General features: G+C 54.8%; 17 protein-coding genes. 6 read left to right on the plus strand and 11 right to left on the minus strand.

Features of this window, described 5'->3' with window-relative positions; genetic code table 11:
* Positions 1-127 precede the first annotated feature (127 nt).
* Complete coding sequence (locus SADFL11_RS14060; RefSeq protein ID WP_040451482.1) at positions 128-1,435, plus strand: adenylate/guanylate cyclase domain-containing protein; 1,308 nt, start codon at positions 128-130, stop codon at positions 1,433-1,435.
* 2 nt (positions 1,436-1,437) lie between these two features.
* Here the strand turns inward: SADFL11_RS14060 and hemP are convergent, their stop codons facing one another.
* From hemP to SADFL11_RS14080, 4 genes are all read right to left on the minus strand, one after another.
* Positions 1,438-1,650 carry a hemin uptake protein HemP gene (hemP, locus tag SADFL11_RS14065; RefSeq protein ID WP_040451480.1) on the minus strand — a complete coding sequence of 71 codons (213 nt, stop codon included), beginning with the start codon at positions 1,648-1,650 and terminating at the stop codon, positions 1,438-1,440.
* Positions 1,651-2,006: 356 nt separating this feature from the next.
* Positions 2,007-2,471, minus strand: a complete 465-nt coding sequence (gene rirA / locus SADFL11_RS14070) for an iron-responsive transcriptional regulator RirA (protein ID WP_040451477.1) — start codon at positions 2,469-2,471, stop codon at positions 2,007-2,009.
* 136 nt (positions 2,472-2,607) lie between these two features.
* Entirely contained in the window at positions 2,608-3,645 is a 1,038-nt protein-coding gene (locus SADFL11_RS14075) for a LacI family DNA-binding transcriptional regulator (RefSeq protein ID WP_040451475.1), read from the minus strand.
* A 97-nt stretch (positions 3,646-3,742) separates the two neighbouring features.
* A complete protein-coding gene (locus SADFL11_RS14080; protein WP_008188681.1) occupies positions 3,743-4,921 on the minus strand; it encodes a BaiN/RdsA family NAD(P)/FAD-dependent oxidoreductase in 1,179 nt (392 codons plus the stop codon).
* A 179-nt stretch (positions 4,922-5,100) separates the two neighbouring features.
* On the opposite strand from SADFL11_RS14080, the gene SADFL11_RS14085 reads away from it, so the two are divergent.
* Entirely contained in the window at positions 5,101-5,739 is a 639-nt protein-coding gene (locus tag SADFL11_RS14085; RefSeq protein WP_081450553.1) for a non-canonical purine NTP pyrophosphatase, read from the plus strand.
* Positions 5,740-5,809: 70 nt separating this feature from the next.
* Here the strand turns inward: SADFL11_RS14085 and SADFL11_RS14090 are convergent, their stop codons facing one another.
* The 5 genes from SADFL11_RS14090 to SADFL11_RS14110 all read right to left on the minus strand — a co-directional run bounded on the left by SADFL11_RS14090 (position 5,810) and on the right by SADFL11_RS14110 (position 10,436).
* Positions 5,810-7,015 carry an ABC transporter substrate-binding protein gene (locus SADFL11_RS14090; protein WP_008192731.1) on the minus strand — a complete coding sequence of 402 codons (1,206 nt, stop codon included), beginning with the start codon at positions 7,013-7,015 and terminating at the stop codon, positions 5,810-5,812.
* Between the two features lie 91 nt (positions 7,016-7,106).
* Positions 7,107-8,069, minus strand: coding sequence for a branched-chain amino acid ABC transporter permease (locus SADFL11_RS14095; protein WP_008194068.1), 963 nt, complete (start codon positions 8,067-8,069; stop codon positions 7,107-7,109).
* A gap of 14 nt (positions 8,070-8,083) precedes the next feature.
* Positions 8,084-8,956: a branched-chain amino acid ABC transporter permease gene (locus SADFL11_RS14100; protein ID WP_008196840.1), complete on the minus strand. Its 873-nt coding sequence runs from the start codon at positions 8,954-8,956 to the stop codon at positions 8,084-8,086.
* Between the two features lie 5 nt (positions 8,957-8,961).
* Positions 8,962-9,669, minus strand: a complete 708-nt coding sequence (locus SADFL11_RS14105) for an ABC transporter ATP-binding protein (RefSeq protein WP_040451473.1) — start codon at positions 9,667-9,669, stop codon at positions 8,962-8,964.
* Positions 9,666-10,436 (minus strand): ABC transporter ATP-binding protein, encoded by a 771-nt coding sequence (locus SADFL11_RS14110; protein WP_040451471.1) that lies wholly within the window; start codon positions 10,434-10,436, stop codon positions 9,666-9,668. Before SADFL11_RS14110 ends, SADFL11_RS14105 begins: the two co-directional genes overlap by 4 nt.
* A gap of 724 nt (positions 10,437-11,160) precedes the next feature.
* On the opposite strand from SADFL11_RS14110, the gene SADFL11_RS14115 reads away from it, so the two are divergent.
* On the plus strand, positions 11,161-13,254 hold the full coding sequence (locus tag SADFL11_RS14115) for a sensor domain-containing protein (protein ID WP_134853034.1): 2,094 nt from the start codon (positions 11,161-11,163) through the stop codon (positions 13,252-13,254).
* On the opposite strand, the gene kynU is transcribed toward SADFL11_RS14115, so the two are convergent.
* Entirely contained in the window at positions 13,247-14,467 is a 1,221-nt protein-coding gene (gene kynU / locus SADFL11_RS14120) for a kynureninase (protein ID WP_008197076.1), read from the minus strand. The genes SADFL11_RS14115 and kynU overlap by 8 nt on opposite strands.
* Positions 14,468-14,703: 236 nt before the next feature.
* Here kynU and SADFL11_RS14125 point away from each other — a divergent pair, with 236 nt between their 5' ends.
* The 3 genes from SADFL11_RS14125 (at position 14,704) to SADFL11_RS14135 (ending at position 19,527) form a co-directional block, all read left to right on the plus strand.
* Positions 14,704-16,098 (plus strand): L-serine ammonia-lyase, encoded by a 1,395-nt coding sequence (locus SADFL11_RS14125; protein ID WP_008193249.1) that lies wholly within the window; start codon positions 14,704-14,706, stop codon positions 16,096-16,098.
* Between the two features lie 105 nt (positions 16,099-16,203).
* A complete protein-coding gene (gene aspT / locus SADFL11_RS14130) occupies positions 16,204-17,913 on the plus strand; it encodes an aspartate-alanine antiporter (protein ID WP_008194784.1) in 1,710 nt (569 codons plus the stop codon).
* An 18-nt stretch (positions 17,914-17,931) separates the two neighbouring features.
* Positions 17,932-19,527 (plus strand): bifunctional aspartate transaminase/aspartate 4-decarboxylase, encoded by a 1,596-nt coding sequence (locus SADFL11_RS14135; protein ID WP_008190343.1) that lies wholly within the window; start codon positions 17,932-17,934, stop codon positions 19,525-19,527.
* 12 nt (positions 19,528-19,539) lie between these two features.
* Here SADFL11_RS14135 and SADFL11_RS14140 read toward each other — a convergent pair whose 3' ends face one another.
* The gene (locus tag SADFL11_RS14140) at positions 19,540-20,157 is read right to left on the minus strand and encodes a GntR family transcriptional regulator (protein ID WP_008195721.1); all 618 of its coding nucleotides are present in this window, start codon (positions 20,155-20,157) and stop codon (positions 19,540-19,542) included.
* Positions 20,158-20,281 lie beyond the last annotated feature (124 nt).

Consider the following 20,281-nt stretch of genomic DNA (forward strand, 5'->3'; position numbering starts at 1 on the left):
GTGCTCCCCGTTCTTAACGAACGGGGAGTTTTTTGTATCGGCCGCCAGCAGGCGCGTCTGTTGCCAATTGAATTTCCAGCAAAACCGTCCAGATAATAGACACCACCTTTGAACCAGCCGGATATTCATGACCCGTCACGCCCTCGATCCGTCTCCTAGAACGTATGCTGCTAGTGTACAGCTTTTGGCCCGCTCCAGCCGGGGGCCCTCCTGCGCACCATCTGACCAAACGCTCGACGATGTCAAAACCTGGCTTTTGAATGACGCGACCAGCATCAAGGACGTGATGTTGATGTACGAGGAGTTCATGTGGCGTTGCCATGCAGCCAATCTCGGGATTGATCGGGCCACCCTCCATGTTGGCACTCTGCATCCCCGTGTGATCGGGTTCTCCTGGTTCTGGAGCGCTCTTGATGGTTTCTGTGATGAAATCGCTGCAGATGCCAATGCCATCAAACATGAGGCTTTCACGCGCAACCCCCTCTACAAGGTGATGGCCGAAGGTGAATTTGTAAAAGTGGATCTTGAGACTAATGAGGGTCTCAACGCCTTTCCGATCATGACGGAACTGGCTGAAGAGGGCTACACCAATTACGTCGCCATACCACTCAGCGCGGCAGGAGCCATGAACAACGCCATGACCCTCGCGACCACGCGCAAGGGCGGTTTTCAAGATGGCGACAAGGAGCGGATCCGGTCCGTCATCGAACTCTTCGCGCTGCATGTTGAACGGCATATTGTTCAGCGCATCGCCCGGAACGTCGCCGATACCTATCTTGGCCCCATTGCCGGTCAACGGGTTCTGGACGGAGAGATCAAACGCGGTGATGGCGAGGCCATTGATGCCGTAGTCTTCATGAGCGACATGCGCGGTTTCACCCAACTCGCCGATAGGATGAGCGGACCTGAAGTAACAGCCATTCTCAATGCCTATTTTGACCGGGTATCAACCTCGGTACTGGCGCACGGGGGAGAAATCCTGAAATTCATGGGAGACGGCGTCCTCGCGGTTTTCGATCAAAAAGCTCTGGGCCGGAAAGCGGCGGCAGACGCTGCGGTCAAAGCGGCCCGGGCAGTCCTTTCAGCGATTGATGATTTCAACGAAACCCCATCGGAAGGCCTCCCCGATCCAGCGGTTTGGCATCCGCTCAAGATCGGGATTGGCCTCCACATGGGCGAAGTGTTTTTCGGAAATGTTGGCGGCGAGGAGCGGCTCGACTTTACCGTAATTGGCCGCGCCGTAAATGAAACAAGCCGTGTGGAATCGCTTTGCAAACCTCTTGGAAAAACGCTTCTCCTGACGGATCCGGTCCGATTGGCTTTGCCGACCGGATTGCAATCTGCCCTGGATCCGATGGGAGATCATGAGTTGCGCGGCGTCGGCAGCCCCGTCGCGATATACTCAGCCCCGACACACGATATAACGATGGGCTAGCTCTATTTCGTCAGAATCAGTTTGCCCTGTTTCGTAATGGTCAGCCGATAGGTGTCGTCATTGTGGAGAATGTTTATCTCCCGGGTGCCACTGAACAAGTCATCGGATTTGAGCTGCGGTTTTCCCTTGGACACCGGAACCTTCGTGTATGCAGGTCGGGCGCCCGGCATGGAAAGAGACAAACGTTGTTTGCGGCTGTTTGTCGAAGGCGTCATGGCTATCATCCATCTCTTGGTGAGTGTTCAGTTGCGCTGTTTTTCGCCAAAATCAGCGCTGTCTCGAAAAGATTTTTATAAGCTGAGTTTTTAACTCCACTTTATACTTGACACTCATACTCAAGTTTTTCTATGAAGGCAATGCCTGATCGGAAAGGAACTGGAAATCGCGTCCTCTGGTTCTTCGAAGACAGGTCCCCTGTCTCGACAGGGTGCCAAATGCCGGCAAGCCAACCGCCCTCTCCTCTCCCTCAGCGGTCAGCCAGCTAGGCTTTGTTCAGATGGGAAACCGACAGAACAAACAAATAAAGCCGCCCTTTGGGCGGCTTTATTTGTTTGAAGCGGTTCGAAAACGATCAGGCGTTCGCAGCGACCGGACGTTCAGTAGATTCGATGTTCAGAAGCGTCCGCATGCCAAACCGGTCTTCGGAGAGATCCGCGATGGACTTTGCATCAAGCACTTCCATGAAGGCCTCGAGCGCCTCATGCAGCAGGCCATTGAAGCCGCAAGACATGATCAGCGGGCAGTCTTTGCGGCCCGAGTCGAAGCACTCAGCAAGGAGAAAGCTCTCTTCTGCCGCGCGAACGACCTCACCAACGGAGATGGCTTCCGCAGGCCGGGCCAGCATGACGCCACCGTTCCGGCCACGAATGGTCCGGATCAAATTGGCATCGACCAGCACTTTCATGATTTTGAACAAGTGCGTCTCGGACATCTCAAAGCTGGCTGCAATATCTGCAACCCGGCTCGGCTTGTCCGGATTCACCGCGCAATACATGAGAGCGCGAACGGCATAGTTTGTCTGTTGTGTCAAACGCATGGGTAAGATATGCGGCTGCGGACCAAAAAGGTCAATCCTAAATTTGGAGTGTAATGGCCAAGTTTTGCGGTTTCTATGGCAACTTCCCCGAAAACACGGTCATCTCAAGTACTCGACTCTGCAGTAGGCGAGCTACTTAAACGTCTTCCGGCAGATTTTCCTTGAGAAAAACATCAATACCAATGCGCTCCTGATCTTCGATGATCGGCAGCCCGTCGCACAGTGCCTTGAGCACCCGGATCGCGCTTCTGATTTCGTGACCGGGATCCTGAGCAATGACAGCATCCATTATTCCGTCTCGGAGCGCCTGGCGGGTGTAAGGCGTGAGTTCATGACCGACAAAAACAATATCGTCCGTACGGCCGTTGTCCCGAATTGCCGCGATCACGCCCCTGTTGCCTGCGCCGATGTTGTAGACCGCAGAAAGGTCCGGATGTTCGGAGAGGAGCTTGCGCACCAAATCTTCGTTTCTCCGATTGTCGTCCCGGCCTTCGCGCACCTTCAAGAGCTGAAGATGCGGATACTCATTGTCAACCACTTCCCGGCAGCCTGTGTATCGGTCAGCGTGGTCCCTAAGGCCAAGAGAGCCGGCAATCAACGCGATCTTCCCAGGCTCCTTCGGCAAAAACCGCCCCATCAACCGGCCCGCAGTCCGGCCAGCAGCAACATTGTTGATGCCGACAAAGTGCTGCCGGGCGGAGGCAGGATGATCTGATACCAGTGTCACGACAGGAACGCCGCGATCCTGTAAACGATCAATCGCCGCGCGCACCTCCGGAAATGCGGGCGCGACCACGGCAACGCCATCACAAACGGATTTGTCTAGAACGGCGAGTGTTCCGGTCACCCTGTGACCATCGAAGGCATCAATCGGCTCAACATGAACCTGCATGCGCGCGCCACTCATGGATTGGGCATGCGCTTTGGCTTCCCGGGTCAGGTCCTCCATGAAGGCATTCGGTCCGTTCGGGATCAGGAAATGCAGCCGGTAGGCGCTTTTCTTGGCGAGGCCCGCGGCAAAGACATCCGGCTGGTAGTTCAGTCTCTCTACAGCCTGACGAACCTTTTCAATTGTTGCCTTGCGCACGCCGGGCCGCGTGTTCAAAACCCGATCGACTGTAGCCAGGCTGACGCCCGCTGCCTCAGCCACATCATGGATCGTCACACGCTTCAAGAGCCCCTCCCTTTCACGCGACTATAGCAAGAAATGAGGCACGGTCATCAAAAAATGGTGCAATGCGAAATATAACGTCGGTGAAGCATCAGGAAATTTAGACGAATTGACCGGCCGCGTGCCCAGACGACCAGGCCCACTGAAAGTTAAAGCCACCGAGATGCCCAGTCACATCAACCACTTCACCAATGAAATAAAGTCCGGGAACCATCACGCTTTCCATGGTTTTGGAAGAGAGTTCCTTTGTGTTCACACCGCCCAGGGTCACCTCGGCGGTCCGGTAGCCTTCCGTGCCAACAGGCGTCAGCTGCCAGCGGTTCAGTTGCTCTGAACATCGGCGCAAAACCTTGTCGGACAAATCCGCCATACGGCCCTTTAACTGGAATGCCTGCGACAGCTCATCGACCAGACGGGATGGCAGTAACTGGGTCAACCCGGTTTTGAGATCCTGTTTCGGTGTCGCTGATCGCGCTGCTCGAAGGGCGTCAAACACATCCGTCCCGGGAAGAAGGTTCACAGAAATCGATGTGCCTTCTTCCCAATAGGATGATATTTGCAAGATGGACGGACCGGACAAACCACGGTGGGTAAACAGCAGCCCTTCGCGGAACGTGGTCTTTTTGAAACTGACCTCCGCATCAACCGAGACGCCTGACAGACGAGCGCATAAATTCTTATTAGCGTCAGAAAATGTCAGCGGCACCAACGCGGCGCGCGGCGCAATGACATCATGTCCAAATTGCCGGGCAAGATCGTACCCAAATCCGGTTGCTCCCATCTTTGGGATGGACGGCCCTCCTGTTGCGATAACAAGAGACTTGGCTCGCACCCGGCCTTTCGACGTTGCAACGGAAAAGCGGTCATCCGGTTTGCTCACGGTCGAGATCGAGGTTTCCAACTGCAAAACACCACCAGCTGCCTCCAACTCGGACAAAAGCATCTGGATGATGTCCTTGGCGGAGTTGTCACAAAAAAGCTGGCCAAGCGTTTTTTCGTGCCAGGAAATCCGATGTTTTTCGACAAGTCCCAAGAAATCCTGCTGGGTGTAGCGTTTCAAAGCCGAAACGCAGAACCTTGGATTTTGGGAGAGAAAATTGGCTGGTGAGCAATGCAAGTTGGTGAAGTTGCAGCGGCCACCCCCGGAAATCCTGATTTTGTCTGCAGGCCGCTTGGCATGGTCCAAGACTAAAACCTGACGGCCCCGCTTGGCCGCCTCAATCGCACACATCAATCCGGCGGCACCGCCACCGAGCACAAGAACATCCAGATCACGCATACCCGCGCTTATACAAGGAATTTCAAGCGCGAACAGGGGTTTTAAGCGCAAACAAATATGGTGTGGTTGTTTGCGTCCCCCGAACCCTCGCCTGTCCTTTGTCATGACTTTTCGCGTAAGGTTCGGAGCTAGAGATCATTTTCAAGAAGCGTCTACTGAATACTAAGGCCATTCCTCCCATGCATCATGATAGTCCCGAATTTCTCAGGGTCAGTAGCCCGCTCGTGCTTGCTTCCCACAACCTCAATAAAACCGCCGCTATGAAGGAGGCCCTGGTAGGGTGCCCGGCTGAACTCCTGTCGGCGAGACAACTTAACCTGCAAAGTCCCGATGAAACCGGTAACACGGTTCTTGAAAATGCTCTGATTAAAGCACGTTCAGTGGCTCAGCAAAGTGGACATGCAGCCATCAGCGATGACAGCGGCTTTTTTATCTCCGCGCTGGACGATCTCCCCGGAGCTGCCGCCGTCGATTGGGCCGGACCGGATGGCGATCACACCCCAGCGCTGAAGCGCATCGGAGATATGTTGTCAGAACGAGACCTCACGACCAGCGCTGCTCGGTATGTGACCGTCATCGCAGCTGCTTTGCCGGACGGAACTGCGATCGCTGAGGAGGGAGCAACCCATGGTCATTTAGTTTGGCCTCCCCGTGGGAAAACAGACGGCTACCTTTCCGTCTTTGCTCTTTCTGCAGCGGCAAAGTCGATTGCAGAATTGATGGTCGGACACGACACCGGCACAACACATGACCTGCCAGCCTACGCTCACCGGCGTCCGACAATTGATCGCTTGGTGCAGCGGATACGTTTTAGCTGATTTTTATAAACTAAACCGGCGGCCCCTTCGGACCGCCGGTTCTCAAAACTCACTTCTCAAAAGAAGAATCTTAGTTCATTTCGGAAACAACTTCGAAACCGTCAGCGCCAACTTCAAAGAGAGCAAAGGTGCCCGGAACGTCGCCTTTTGCATCGAAGTTATGGTCGCCAGCAGCGCCTTTGTAGTCGATCGCGGTACCAGCAGCGATCAGCTCTTTTGCTTTCTGCCACTCACCTGGACGGATCGCTTCGCCTTCACCGTTGGAAACTTCTCTAAGAGCAGCACCAACGCCTTCTTTTTTGCCACCGGTTTTTTCCAATGCCAGTGCCAGCAAGAAAGCTGCGTCGTAGGAGGTGTTTGCAAAAATCGCATCCGGATCACCACCAACGCCTTTGAAGGCTTCGTTGAAGATGTCCAGAGAGTCGGACTTTTCACCAACTGGAGAAGAGGACACAAAGTTTGCGAGGTTCTCTGCACCAAGCTCATTGATAACTGCATCGGACTTCATGCCGTCGCCGCCAACGAACTTTTCAAAGAAACCATTTTCCAGAGCCTGACGCAGGATGGTGAGGCCAGTGCCGTCACCGTAGTCGAAGATGACCAGCGTGTCGGCGCCGCCCTTGGCAAGCTCAGCGAGGTTTGAACGGTAGGACGCTTTGCCTTCTTCGTGCGCTGCGAACTGGGTGATCTCACCGCCGAGCGCATCAACGTACTCGGTCTTGAATGCGTTCGCGAGACCCGTGCCGTAGTCGTTGTTGAGGTAAGCAACCGCAACCTTGCCGTAACCCTTGTCTTTCAGAGTGCGTGCCAGTGCACGGCCCTGATAGTCATCAGACGGAACGGTCCGGAAAACCGAGTCATTGTCTTCCAGGTTGGTGATTTCCGGGGACGTACCGGATGGTGTGACCAAGGCTACGCCCGCAGGAATGGTGACGGAACCGGCAGCTGCCAGAACAGCACCGGAGCAATGCGGACCAACGATACCAGCTACACCTTCGATGTTGACAGCTTTGGTCGCAGCATCCGTGCCGCCTTGCGGGTTACATGCACTGTCGCCAACAACACCGACGAGCTTTTCGCCGTTACCGATGCCACCCTGCTCGTTGACCTGTTGAACAGCCAGTTGCGCAGCGTCGATCATGGCCGGAGCCATCGCTGCGATCGGGCCGGAGACACCGCCGATCAGGCCGATCTTCACATCAGCTTTCGCCGGAACGGTGGCCAATGCTGTCGCCGTCATCAGGCCTGCAGCAAGCGTCAGAAGCTTGGTTTTCATGAAAGTACCTCCTCATTAACCGGTCTTTGCCGGGTCTTTTGAACGTCTTGGGTAGCACAACTCGTTAGGGTTGCGCCACCCTGACGCGGGCCTAGTGGTCCGCGCCGTCTTTTGCACTCCGCTGGTCGCCTCTAAGCGGCTCTGGAAGCAGCCCCTCCGGCCGGAACCGCAGCACCAGCTGCAGCATCAAGCCAATGAGGAACAAGCGGATATATTTTGCCTGGATCGCATATTCATGCGGCAGGCGATCTGTTGCAATCTCAGACACCGACCAAATGATCCAGACCACCGCTGCACCAAGGATGGCGCCGCGGTTGTTGCCGGACCCGCCCAGGATCAACATGATCCAGACTAGGAAGGTCGCGACCATCGGATCAATGGCCTCAGGTGTGATGGACCGGTTGAAGTGGGCAAAAAGAGCCCCGCCCAACCCCATAAGAGCGGCGCCGAAGATGAAGGCTTCGAGGCGGCGGAATTCGACATCCTTGCCCATCGCCTTGGCGGCATCTTCATTGTCCCGGATCGCGCGCATCATCCGGCCCCATGGCGCGTTGAACTGACGCTCGACCAGCACGTATGCGGCAATCAAGACAGCCAGAACGATAATGAGATAAGCGACCTGAGATTCCATATACCCGATGTCACTCATCGGCCGCGGGATACCTGGAATGCCGCGCGCGCCGTTGGTCAATGCCGGTTCAGACTTGATTACCAGACGGATGATTTCAGCAATTCCGATTGAGGCAATCGCGAGATAATCTGAGCGGAAGCGCAGACAGATTTTCCCAATCGGCCAAGCCACGAGTGCCGCGGCGATCATGGCTCCGATCCAGCCTATGACAAAGTGAAGATCGAACCCTCCGATCCGGCCGTCCGCAGCTTCGGTTGTCAGGATTGCCGAGGTGTATGCCCCCACGGCAAAGAAGCCTGCAATCCCGGCATTGAACAGTCCGGCAAAGCCCCACTGGATGTTCAAACCGAGTACCAGAAGGGCGTAGATGGCGATGAAAATCGCCATGAAGAGGGCGTAATTTACAAGACCCAAAAATTCCATCTTGTGCCCTCCCCTTAAAGAACCTTGCCCTTGAGCAACCCGGTTGGGCGCACAAGCAGCATGAACAACAAGATCGCAAAGGCCATCGCAGCCTTATACTCGCTCGGGATAACAAGCACGGACAGCTCTTCGGCAATGCCGACAATGAGCCCCCCAAGAACAGCCCCTTCAACCCGTCCGACACCGCCAAGAATGGCTGCCGCGAACATGGGCAGAAGCATGTGCCAACCCATCATGGACTTCAGCTCAGTGTTCAGTCCGAGGAAGAAGCCAGAGGCCGCGCACAAACCGCCGGCAATCACCCATGTCAGGATAACGACCTTGCGGTTGTCGATCCCTGATAGCAGCGCAAGGTTCGGGTTGTCGGACATGGCCCGCATGGCCTTGCCCCATTTAGACTGGGTCAGGAACATATGGAGGACGCCAACCAGCGCCAACATTGCGATCACCGTGTAGATCTCGCGATCGCGGATCCGCAGACCGAAGTAGTTTTCCGGCCGGACGATGCCGCGCGAATAGGTTTCCGTATCAACACCCCAGACGACCTGAACAACTGCCCGGATCATAAGCGCAATGCCGAGCGATGCCATAACGGTAACGATTTTCGGCCGTTCCCGGAGGTGATCGTAAAACACCTTATCGATGCCAACGGCCACGGCGGCAGTTGCGATAATAGCGACAGGCAATGCTGCGAGCGGTGACACGCCAAGCGTGGTGACCACTGCCAAAGCTATGAAAGCACCAAGTGTTGCCAAATCGCCGTGCGCCAGGTGCGCATAGCGCAGGATCGCGAAGATCAGCGTGATACCGACCGCGCCAAGCGCATAGATCGACCCGAGCACGATGCCCGGAATGACGTAAAAATTCAGAAGTTCAAACAAATCCATACCGCTCAGCCCCCCAGGAACATTTCGGCGACCTCGCGGTCAGCCAGCAAATCGGCCCCTGAGCCTTCATGACGGTTTTTACCAGCTGCCAGCACATAGCCGCGATCGGCAAATGCCAGCGCTTGTTTTGCATGCTGCTCCACGAGCAGAATGGCAACACCCGTGTCCCGGACGTCGCGACAGATCTGGAAGATCTGCTCCATATATTTCGGAGAGAGACCTGCGGTCGGCTCATCCAAAAGAAGAAGCTTTGGATCCAGCATCAATGCCCGGCCCATCGCAACCATCTGGCGTTGCCCGCCGGACAAGCTGCCTGCCATCGTCTTGTGGCGTTCCTTCAGATCAGGAAACAACGCGTAAACACGATCATATGCAGCCGACAGATCGCCTTTTTTCAAAAACCCACCCATTTCCAGATTTTCTTGGATCGACATCTCACGGAAGATGTTGTCCACTTGTGGCACATAGCAGATCCCGCGTTGAACAATGCGGTTGGGCGCCCATCCGGTGATGTCATCACCGTCGAACAGCATTTTACCGCCGCGGATGTTAAGCAAGCCGAACACCGATTTCATCGCCGTGGATTTGCCGGCGCCATTCGGGCCAACGATGACGACGATTTCATCCGCCATCACATGCATCGAGACGTCTTCAAGGATGTTTGCATCACCGTAGCCACCGGTGATGGCATCCATCGAGAGGAGTGCTGTCATGCGGCATCTCCTGTCGTCTCACCAAGATAGGCTTCAAGAACCTCCGGGTTTGACCGCACTGTCTGGAAGTCGCCTTCGATCAGCACTTTGCCCTCCGCCATGCAGACAACGGGTTCGCAGAGCTTCTCAATCATTTCCATGTCGTGTTCGATCAGAATAAACGTGTATCCGCGGTCCTTGTTCAAAAGCTCAATCTTGCTTTCCAGTTTGCGCAGCAAGGTCCGGTTCACACCGGCTGCTGGTTCATCAAGCAAAACCAGTTTCGCGTCGGTCATCATTGTCCGGCCAAGCTCAAGAAGTTTTTTCTGGCCGCCCGACAGATTTCCCGCCGGCTCGTGCGCGATATGAGAAAGCTCGAGGAAATCGAGTGTTTCGTAGGCTCGTTTCTCGACCAAAGCTTCTGTCGACTTCACCTTGCCCCAGGACAACCAGTTCGAAAACAAGCTCTCTCCCGGCTGCGACGGCGGTACCATCATCAGGTTTTCAAGCGCCGTGAGTTTGTGAAACTCGTGCGGGATCTGGAACGTACGTACCAGCCCCTTGTGGAACAGTTCATGACTGGCCAGAGGCGTCACATCTTCGCCCAGAAAGCGGATTGCACCGCTCGTTGGCTGCAGTGCACCTGCAATCAGATTGAACAGCGTTGTCTTGCCTGCACCGTTCGGTCCGATAAGGCCAGTTATGCTGCCTTCCTCCACCCGAAACGAGCAGCCGTTCACCGCCCGAAACCCACTAAAATCCATTACGAGCTGATCTAGCTCCAGCATCAAAGCTCCTCGCCGCCTCCCAAGCGGTCTTTCTTATTTTCCTTTGGCCGCTTCGATTGTCGCGCAAGATCCACGAAAGGATCCCCCGCCATATTTCCTTGGCGCGGCCCCAATCCTTCTAGCTTCATTGGCAGATCAATCAACTCATAAAAACCGCTGTTTGCACCAGAAAAGGCAAGTTTTTCCGGTAATCGAGGCGTTTTGGTACACCTGATCCGAATTCAACACCAAGGCAAAAGATATGACGGCAGGAACAGAACAAACAGGCGTAAACCAGATAACAAAGCCGAGACCCAATCCTTTCATACAAATCCTGGATCAGAAATCGCTGGTCTGTCTTGCCATACAAATACCGTCTACCGCCATCCTTGAGAATACGCGTTTAGCGAGAAGCATCTGCTGCAAAACGAAAAATCCACTGATCGGCTTGGCTTTAGGGAAAGCTTGAACAAGCGCGCCAAATTGCCAGCAATTCAAGGAGTGCACGTACCACGCCAATCATGTACACTGTTTTTGCGATTTAACATCATGAAGTTAGGAGAATTTTCACCACTCTTATCTATTCTTAAATACATCCATTGGGAACAGCTGCAAAGCAAGATGCCTTCTAGTATCCGGTCGCGGACATTGTAAGTCCTGACGATATTAAGATTTAAATCGTAGATTGCAGGCGCGAAGCTGTCGAGTTGGATGAAGTTTGCAATGCGGATGCATGGCGTGGAGAATGACCCTGTCCGATCAACTTAAACTCCAAAAGATTGTGCGGCACTCCACAGATGAGTCTGAACATGCCGGTGCAGCAATCACCGATTCCAGGTTCGATGCGCGACTGATCAACAGCATTTACGATCGGCTCGAAACCGGTGTTTGGATTTTTGATTTCGACGAAAAAAAGATTATTTGGGCCAACAAAAAAGCCCTGGAAATCACGGGTGCACCAAGTCTCGAAGAGTTGCGGACAAGAGACATGGGATCCGACATGTCTCATTCCGTGGACCAACGCCTGAAGCAATACCGGCAGGATTTCACTCAAAAGGACGTGAGCGTTTCCGAGATTTGGACACTCTATCCGAAAGGCAAAGCCCGCGTTCTCCAAGTGACTATGAGTGGCATTGTTCTGAATGATGGGCGGATGGCAATGCTCTGCGAAGCGCGCGATCATCACGAACAACAGCCAGAGACCCTTCGAAGTGCCGAAGCGTTGATGCACACCACCGTGATGATCTCGCTTTTCACGAAAAACGGCTCTCCTCTTTACCGAAACACGGCAGCACGGGCTGCTTGCGTCGATCTTGAAACGAACTTCTATCAGCAATTTCAAAATCCGGCAGACATCCTGCACCTTAAGGAGCGGTTGGAAAGAGAGCGCAATGCGCGTCTCGTCGCGCTTGTACGCACCAGTCAAGGTGACCGTTGGCATGAACTGACTGTTCGCCCATGCAGCGATGCGGTTACCAGTCAACCTGCGTATTTGGTAAGCGAGATCGACGTTACCGAACTTCATGAAACAAAGGAGCGGGCCCAGTATCTGGCTAGCCACGATGCCCTAACCGGACTTTCGAACCGCACTTATTTAACCGAGCGTTTGTCAAAGTTGCTCGCCGATGCGGCGACAAAGGGTTTGACGGCTACATTATATCTGGTGGATCTGGACGACTTCAAAGCCATCAATGACACCATGGGCCACGCCGCCGGGGACGCCCTGCTCCAGCTTGTCGGCAACCGCCTGAAAGAGATCGCAGGGCCCCAGGACATTGTTGCGCGCCTGGGCGGCGACGAGTTTCTCATCTGTCACCTGGAAGACCCGGAGGCCGAGGGCCCAGGCTGGTTCGGCAAATCCTTGCTCGGAAGTTTCAGCTATCAGCAGATGATCGATGGTCATCCGCGCAGCGTGAGTCTCAGTATCGGTTACTCACATTATCCTGAAGACGGCCGCTCTATCGACAATCTCATCCGGAACGCCGATCTGGCTCTCTATCAGGCCAAGCGGGACCCTAAGGAAAAGTGTGTCCGTTTCCATGACACTATGCGCCTGCGGCGGGATGAAAACCTTGCACTGAAAAAAGATATGGAACGAGCGATCGAGGAGGACGAATTTGCTCTCTACTTCCAACCGATCGCGTTGACCGCCTCCAGCGAAACTGTATCCGCCGAAGCGTTGATCCGCTGGCTTCACCCAGAAAAAGGACTTGTTCCGCCTGACCAGTTCATTCCGCTTGCCGAAGACACGGGCTTGATCAACCGGATCGGGGCGTGGGTCTGCAGGAGCGTCGCGCAGGCACAGGTACGGTTCCGCAAGCGCGGCTTTGACATTTCGATCTCAATGAATGTCTCGCCCTGGCAGCTGTCCGATCCGGAATTCACCGCGCTGATGATGGATTTGCCCGATCTTTATGGCTGCGATCCGACGAAAATCATTCTGGAGATTACGGAGAACGTCGTTCTTGGCGAGATCCCGGATGCACTTACCGCGCTGAACGAACTCAAGATCATCGGTTACAGCATCGTCATTGACGATTTCGGTACCGGCTATTCGAACCTCGCCTATCTTTACAACTATCCGATCGACGGCATCAAAATCGACCGGATATTCATCAATGATATCTCGAACGGCGGGGCAATCGTGAAACTGATCCTCTCGCTTGCAGACGCATTGGGCGCCACCGTGGTCGCCGAAGGCGTTGAAACGATCGAGCAAAGAGATTGGCTTACGGAAAACGGCTGCGACCGGTTCCAGGGTTATCTCTATTCAAAACCGGTCCCGGAGGACCGGTTCTTGGGCTTCCTGGAAAGTCAGGCGCACATACCGACTAAGTGACTTTTGCCCGGCTCTTATATTCCGGGCGATCCCAACTCCCCGTCTCAAGAATGTCCGCGAGGATCGCAACGGCGTCGACCACGTCCTGATGAGACAGGTAGAGCGGAGTGAAGCCGAAACGCATCACATCCGGTGCCCGGAAATCACCAATCACGCCACGCGCAATCAACGCCTGCATGGCAGCATACCCCTCTTCAAACCGGAACGAGACCTGACTGCCGCGGGTCTCCGGATCGCGCGGGCTCGCCAGCGTCAATTGCGGGCATTTCTCCTCTACCTTTTTAATAAACAACTCGCTCAAGGAAATGGACTTCTTCCGGATATCGGCCATATCGACATCTTCAAAGACGTCCAAAGCGGCATACAGGCTGGACAGCGACAGGATCGCCGGCGTTCCAACCGTCATGCGGTTGACACCATGGACAGCGCGATAATCGAGATCGAAAGCAAACGGCGCCTCGTGCCCCATCCAACCCGTGACCGGGGACGTTACATTGTCCTGATGAACTTCAGCCACATATAGAAATGCTGGCGCTCCAGGTCCTCCATTCAGGTATTTGTACCCGCACCCAATAGCGAAGTCGGCCTTTGCGCCTTTGAGATCGACCGGGATCGCACCTGCTGAATGCGCCAGATCCCAAATCGCGAGCGCACCCGCTTGGTGAGCCTTTTCGGTCAAGGCTGCCATGTCGTGCAGACGTCCCGTCCGGTAGTCGACCTGTGTCAGCATAACAACCGCAACATCTTCGGTAATTGCCGCTTCAACCTCTTCGGGCGCGACAACCCTCAATTCGTGACCTTTGTCGAGCAACTCAGCCAAGCCGGATGCCACATAAAGATCCGTTGGAAAGTTTCCATTGTCGGACAGGATCACCTTCCGGTCCGCCCGGAGAGAGAGAGCCGCTGCAAGAACCTTGAACACATTCACCGATGTGCTGTCGCACGCGACGACTGAGCCTTCAGGCGCGCCGATCAGCCGGCCGATTCGATTTCCGACCCGAAGCGGCAGATCGAACCAGCTATGTTCGTTCCAGGACTTAATAAGGCTCATTCCCCATTCCTGCTCGACAACTTCAGCAAGCCGGGCCGGGACGTTTTTCGGCAGGACACCCAGTGAATTTCCATCCAGGTAGATCACACCTTCCGGTATCTTGAATGCATCCTTCTTCGTGCGAAGGACGTCATCTTTGTCAGAAGGGTGTCGGAATTGCATGTGGATCTCTTATACCGATTGGTGTGGTTTATAGGGAGCCGCACGCTATCAAACGGCAACCAACGGAACAACTGTTTCCCAAAGCCGATGTACACAGGAAAATCGGTCGCTTCGAAAATGTCGCAATCAACACAGAATTGCTCGTTATACTGTCATTTTGGATGGCAAGACCTGATAGTTTCCACTGCATCTGTCACACGCCCGGATCCCGGCAAAGGTAAGAGCACTCTGTAACGATGTTCATCAGCGTTTTTGATATTTTCAAGATCGGTATCGGTCCGTCCAGTTCACACACTGTCGGACCGATGGTAGCCGTTCACCGCTACATTGATCGTCTGAGGGCCAACCCGACTGTATGTCGGTCGGCGTCACGGATCACGGTGACGCTGCATGGATCTTTGGCGTTCACCGGAAAGGGACACGCGACCGACAAGGCGGTCTGCCTTGGACTGCTGGGCGCTACTCCGGACACGCTGGATCCGGATCAAGTCGAACCAATGCTTGAGCAACTGGCCGTAGACCAAAGGTTGCGGATCGAAGGCCTCTTTGATCTTCCATTCCATCGAGAAAAGGACGTGATCTTTGACTACGGCCCCTCACTGCCGCTCCATGCAAACGGAATGACATTTCATCTTCGTGGCAGCGACGGCACGGTTCTAGACAGTTTTGTATTTTATTCAATCGGTGGCGGCTTCGTCGCAAGTGAAGCAGAACTGCGCAAGACAACCAACGAACCCGTCAATGAGCTCGCCCGGCAGGAAGTTCCATTCCCATTTTCGTCCGCAAAGCAAATGTTGGAAATGGGCCAAGACCATGATCTGAGCATCGCGGACATGAAGCTGCAGAACGAATGCGCAGACAAAACCAAGGAAGAGGTCGAGGCGGGCATCGACAAACTCTGGTCTGCGATGGACGCCTGCATCAACCGCGGCATCACACAGTCCGGCATCCTTCCAGGCGGCTTGAAGGTGAAGCGGCGGGCTGCTGACATCTATCAAAAGCTTCTCAAAGAAGGCCGCTCAAACCCTCCGTTTGAACACAATGTCGTCGACTGGCTGGGTGTCTATGCCATGGCAGTCAATGAAGAAAACGCCGCTGGAGGGCGGGTTGTCACGGCCCCGACCAATGGCGCTGCTGGCGTTATTCCGGCAGTCACCCGTTACTATCTGGACCATTGTCCTGACGCTGACGCCAATGGCATCCGCACGTTTTTGCTCACAGCGGCTGCGATTGGCGGTATCATCAAATCGAATGCCTCGATCTCTGGTGCGGAAGTCGGGTGCCAGGGCGAAGTCGGCTCAGCGTCCGCCATGGCCGCGGCCGGGCTCTGCGCGGCCCTTGGTGGCACGAACGAGCAAATCGAAAATGCTGCTGAAATTGCGCTGGAACATCATCTTGGAATGACGTGCGATCCAATCGCAGGCCTCGTGCAGGTGCCATGCATCGAACGCAACGCACTCGGCGCTGTAAAAGCCGTAACGGCGGCCTCATTGGCTTTGCGCGGCGACGGCTCGCACTTTGTTCCCCTTGATGGCTGTATCGAGACCATGCGCCAAACCGGCATGGACATGATGGAGCAATACAAGGAAACGTCCAAAGGCGGTCTGGCGGTCAACATCGTGGAATGCTGATCTTTGCTGTGACAGTGATTTAACTTGCCCAGAACGTTGTAATCGTCCCATTCTCAAATCACCTTGCAGTTCAGTTTTGAACCCGCCGGTGTTTTGGGAGTGGCCATGGAATTGCTTCAATGGTTGGCGGGGCAGTCCCCGCTTATCTACCTTTTCGTTGCCGTTTCGCTTGGGTATCTCGTAGGCAAGCTCAAGGTAGGCAACTTTGTGCTTGGCGGCATTGCCGGGACCCTGATCGTTGGCGTCGTTCTGGGCCAAATCGGCGTTCAAATCGACAGCAGCATCAAGAGCATTTTCTTCGCACTCTTCATTTACGCGGTCGGTTATCAAGGCGGCCCGCAATTTTTCCGGGCCTTGTCCCTCAAATCTCTCAACCAGCTTTTGTCCGCGGCCACCATGTGCATTTTGGGCCTTCTAACTGTGCTGGCCTTTGCATATGGATTTGGGCTCGATCGGGGTACAGCAGCAGGATTGGCTGCCGGCGGGCTCACTCAATCGGCCATTATTGGAACCGCAGGCGAGACGGTTCAAAAACTGAACGTCTCGGCAGACCTGAAAGCGTTGATGGAAACCAACATCGCCGTTGGTTATGCGGTTTGCTACATCTTCGGGTCAATTGGCCCCATCATCATGGTTACATGGTTTTTTCCAACCATCATGCGCTGGGACATCCGCAAGGAAGCAATCAAACTCGCTGAACAAATGTCCGGGGGAACCAAGACATTGGAACCAGGTGAGTTCAATGCCGCAGACCGGATCGATACTCGGTTCTATCAGCTGGAGGCGGGAGGCTCGCACTTAGGACAATCGGCATCTGCTTTCGATGCCACGTATGATGAGGTCACCGTTGAAGCCGTATTGCGCAGCGGGCAGGAGCTGAACCTCGCGCAAGACCCAGCACTGGAAACCGGCGACGTCCTTGCCATAACCGGTCTCGTCTCAGTTCTTGACGCACCACCACAAGACTGGGGCCCAGAAACCGCCCCGCCCAACGGATATTCGCTTGTTCTCGAAAACCGCCATTTGGTCCTGACCAATCCAGACTATGCTGGTAGCAAGCTGCAAGGCATTCATGATCATACACAGTCAGCAGCACTCCGGGATGTTTTCATCACAGGGGTAAAGCGCGCTGGCCGAAGTTTGCCACTCCTGCCAGACCTGGAACTCCATAAAGGCGACGAGTTGCAACTGACTGGAAGCGGGCGGGATCTCGACGCCGTCCAAAAGTCGATTGGCTATCCTATCAGTGCGGGCGCGATCACCGATTTTGTATTTTTCGGCCTCGGGATGACGCTGGGTCTGCTTTTGGGCCTGATCGAGTTCCGGATTGCCGGCATTCCGGTTTCGATCGGCAGCGGCGGTGGTTGTTTGTTATCCGGATTGCTGTTCGGATGGCTGCGCAGCACACATCCGCGCTATGCGGCTCTGCCAACCGGCGCCGTCAATTTTCTTCGGGACTTTGGGCTGGCCGTCTTTGTCGCAGTTGTCGGGATCAGTGCCGGACCTCAAGTTCTCACTACTTTGCAGGAACAGGGGTTAAACCTCTTCCTCTTCGGGATCGGCGTAACGCTAATCCCTCAAGTCATCGGCTTTTTCTTTTCCTATTACGTGCTGCGCATTCAAAACCCAATCGAGGCATTGGCCTGCCTCGTCGGTGGACGCAGCGCAAATCCCGGTTTTGCTGCGCTGCTCGGCAAAGCAGAGAACGCAACCCCTGTCGTCAGTTTCACTGTGACCTACGCCGTTGCAAACGTACTCCTTACCCTCTGGGGTCCGCTGATCATCGGCCTGGTCTCAACCAATCCAACCCCATAAGTTTTCTTGGAGTTCAACATGGCAAAACTCGATTACTCCGGTTTTGAAGAGCTCAGCCCGTTTGAGCTCAAGGACAAACTCATTGAAATCGCGACATCAAGCGCGCAGCGCATGATGTTGAATGCCGGACGCGGCAATCCGAATTTTCTCGCCACGGAACCAAGGCACGCCTTTTTGCGGCTTGGCGATTTCGCCCTGGAAGAGGCTGAACGCTCCTACTCCTATCTCGACAGCGGTTTCGGCGGTCTGCCGGAACATGACGGGCAGCTGTTGAGATTTGAGAACTTCCTGCTCCGGCAAGAAAAGCGAGAGGGTATCGACTTTTTGAAGGCTGCTTTTTCCTACGCAAAGGATCATTTGGGGATCCACCGGCACGATCTGATCTTTGAGCTGGTACAAGGCTTCCTTGGGTGCAATTACCCGGTCCCACCACGCATGCTCACCTGTGCCGAACGGATAGTTGGTGATTACCTCGGCAAGGAAATGTTTGGCGCAGAGCCCCGCAAGGGTCCCTATTCGATCTTCGCGACCGAAGGCGGCACTGCCGCGATGACTTATATTTTCCAGACGCTGAAGGCCAATGGAATGGTCAAACCCGGCGACAAAGTGGCCCTCGGCACGCCGATTTTTTCCCCTTATCTGGAGATCCCGCCTCTGCCGGACTACGGAATGCCCATCGTAGACATCCGGATGAATGAAGATACGGACTGGCAATTTAGCGACGAGGAACTGTCAAAACTCGAAGATCCATCCGTTAAGGTGTTTTGTATCGTCAATCCGAGCAACCCGCCTTCGGTGAAACTATCGGACGAGTGCCTCGCACGCGTTGCTGCAGCCATCAATGAAAAGCGGCCGGACCTTTTTGTGGTGACCGACGATGTGTACGGGACCTTTGCCGACGACTTTTTGTCGCTCTTCGCCAAATGTCCGCGCAACACATTGTGTGTCTACTCTTTCTCCAAGTACTTCGGTGCCACCGGCTGGCGCCTCGGTGTCATAGCGCTTCACGATGACAATGTTTTCGAAAAAGCTCTCGCGGAATTGCCGGAAACAACGAAGGCCGAAGTCGACAAGCGCTATTCGTCTTTGACAACAGAGCCTAGGGCCATCAAGTTCATCGACCGTCTTGTGGCCGACAGCCGGGCGGTTGCCCTCAATCACACCGCCGGAGCGTCCACACCGCAACAGGTTCAAATGACCCTGTTTGCCCTGGCAGGGCTGCTCGACCGTGATAACAGGTACAAGAATTCAGCCAAGAGCCTCATTCGAAAGCGCTTCGACACGCTGGAACTCAACATGGGGGTGAAGCCCAAGCATGAGGTCAACGACGTCAACTACTACACCCTCATCAACCTCCAGCACTTGAGCGGGCGGTTATATGGGGAAGAGTTCGCCAACTGGTTCGTTGACCAGAAGAAGGGTTATGATTTCCTCTTCCGGCTGGCGGAAGAGACCAGCGTCGTGCTGTTGCCGGGCAAGGGATTTGAAGTGGTTGATGCCTCTGCCCGCGTATCCCTCGCCAATCTGACCGAAGCCGAGTACGCCAAGATTGGTGCGTTTGCCCGCCAAGTGATCACCGAATATCACGCCGAATACGAACAGGGACAATCCTGAGCACCAAGTAATTCAGATCTGCTGCAGCCGGGTTTTGTGGGCGTGGGCAATGTGGAGCCGGGCAGCCGCTTCGGCAGCGTCGGAACTGCCGTCGGCAATGGCGGTTACAATGGCCGCGTGCTCTTCCACGGCCGTCTCCCGGCGCTCCGGCGTGTCGAGTGTTGTTCCCGCCATCAGGATCAGAGACAGGCGCAAATGCTCGATCTGGTCGACGAGATACCGGTTATGCGAGGCAAGACACAGGCGCCGGTGAAACTCCCGGTTTGACCGCACAAGACTGTCCGTATCGGTGACCCGTTTGCGGTCCGCATCCACCAAATCCTGAAGGATTTCGATTTCCGGTTTCGAGGCATGTTTTGCGGCAAGGCCCGCGGCTGTTCCCTCAAGAACCTCCCGCATGAAATAGACTTCATTGATCTGGTTGTGATCAAGCGTCGGGATCACCATGCCCCGGTTTGGTTCGTGCACGGCAAGGCCTTGCGCCTCAAGCCGCTTCAACCCCTCACGGATCGGCGTGCGAGACACACCAAAACTCTCGGCCAAATCAGCTTCGCGCAATCGGTCTCCCGGCTTGAGCGTGCGTTCTTCGATAAGGCCGATCAGCCGATGATAGATTTCAGATCCGTTCATGCCAAATCTGATAGCCTGCGGAAGCGCTTATGCCAAGCTGATAGTCCGGCAGACCGCTGTGACGAACTTTCTGCACTATGCATGCTGCTCCGTTTTGAACCGAAGCGATAGCTATTTGGTCCCG

Origin of the sequence: Roseibium alexandrii DFL-11 (assembly GCF_000158095.2) — a bacterium.
GTDB lineage: Bacteria > Pseudomonadota > Alphaproteobacteria > Rhizobiales > Stappiaceae > Roseibium > Roseibium alexandrii.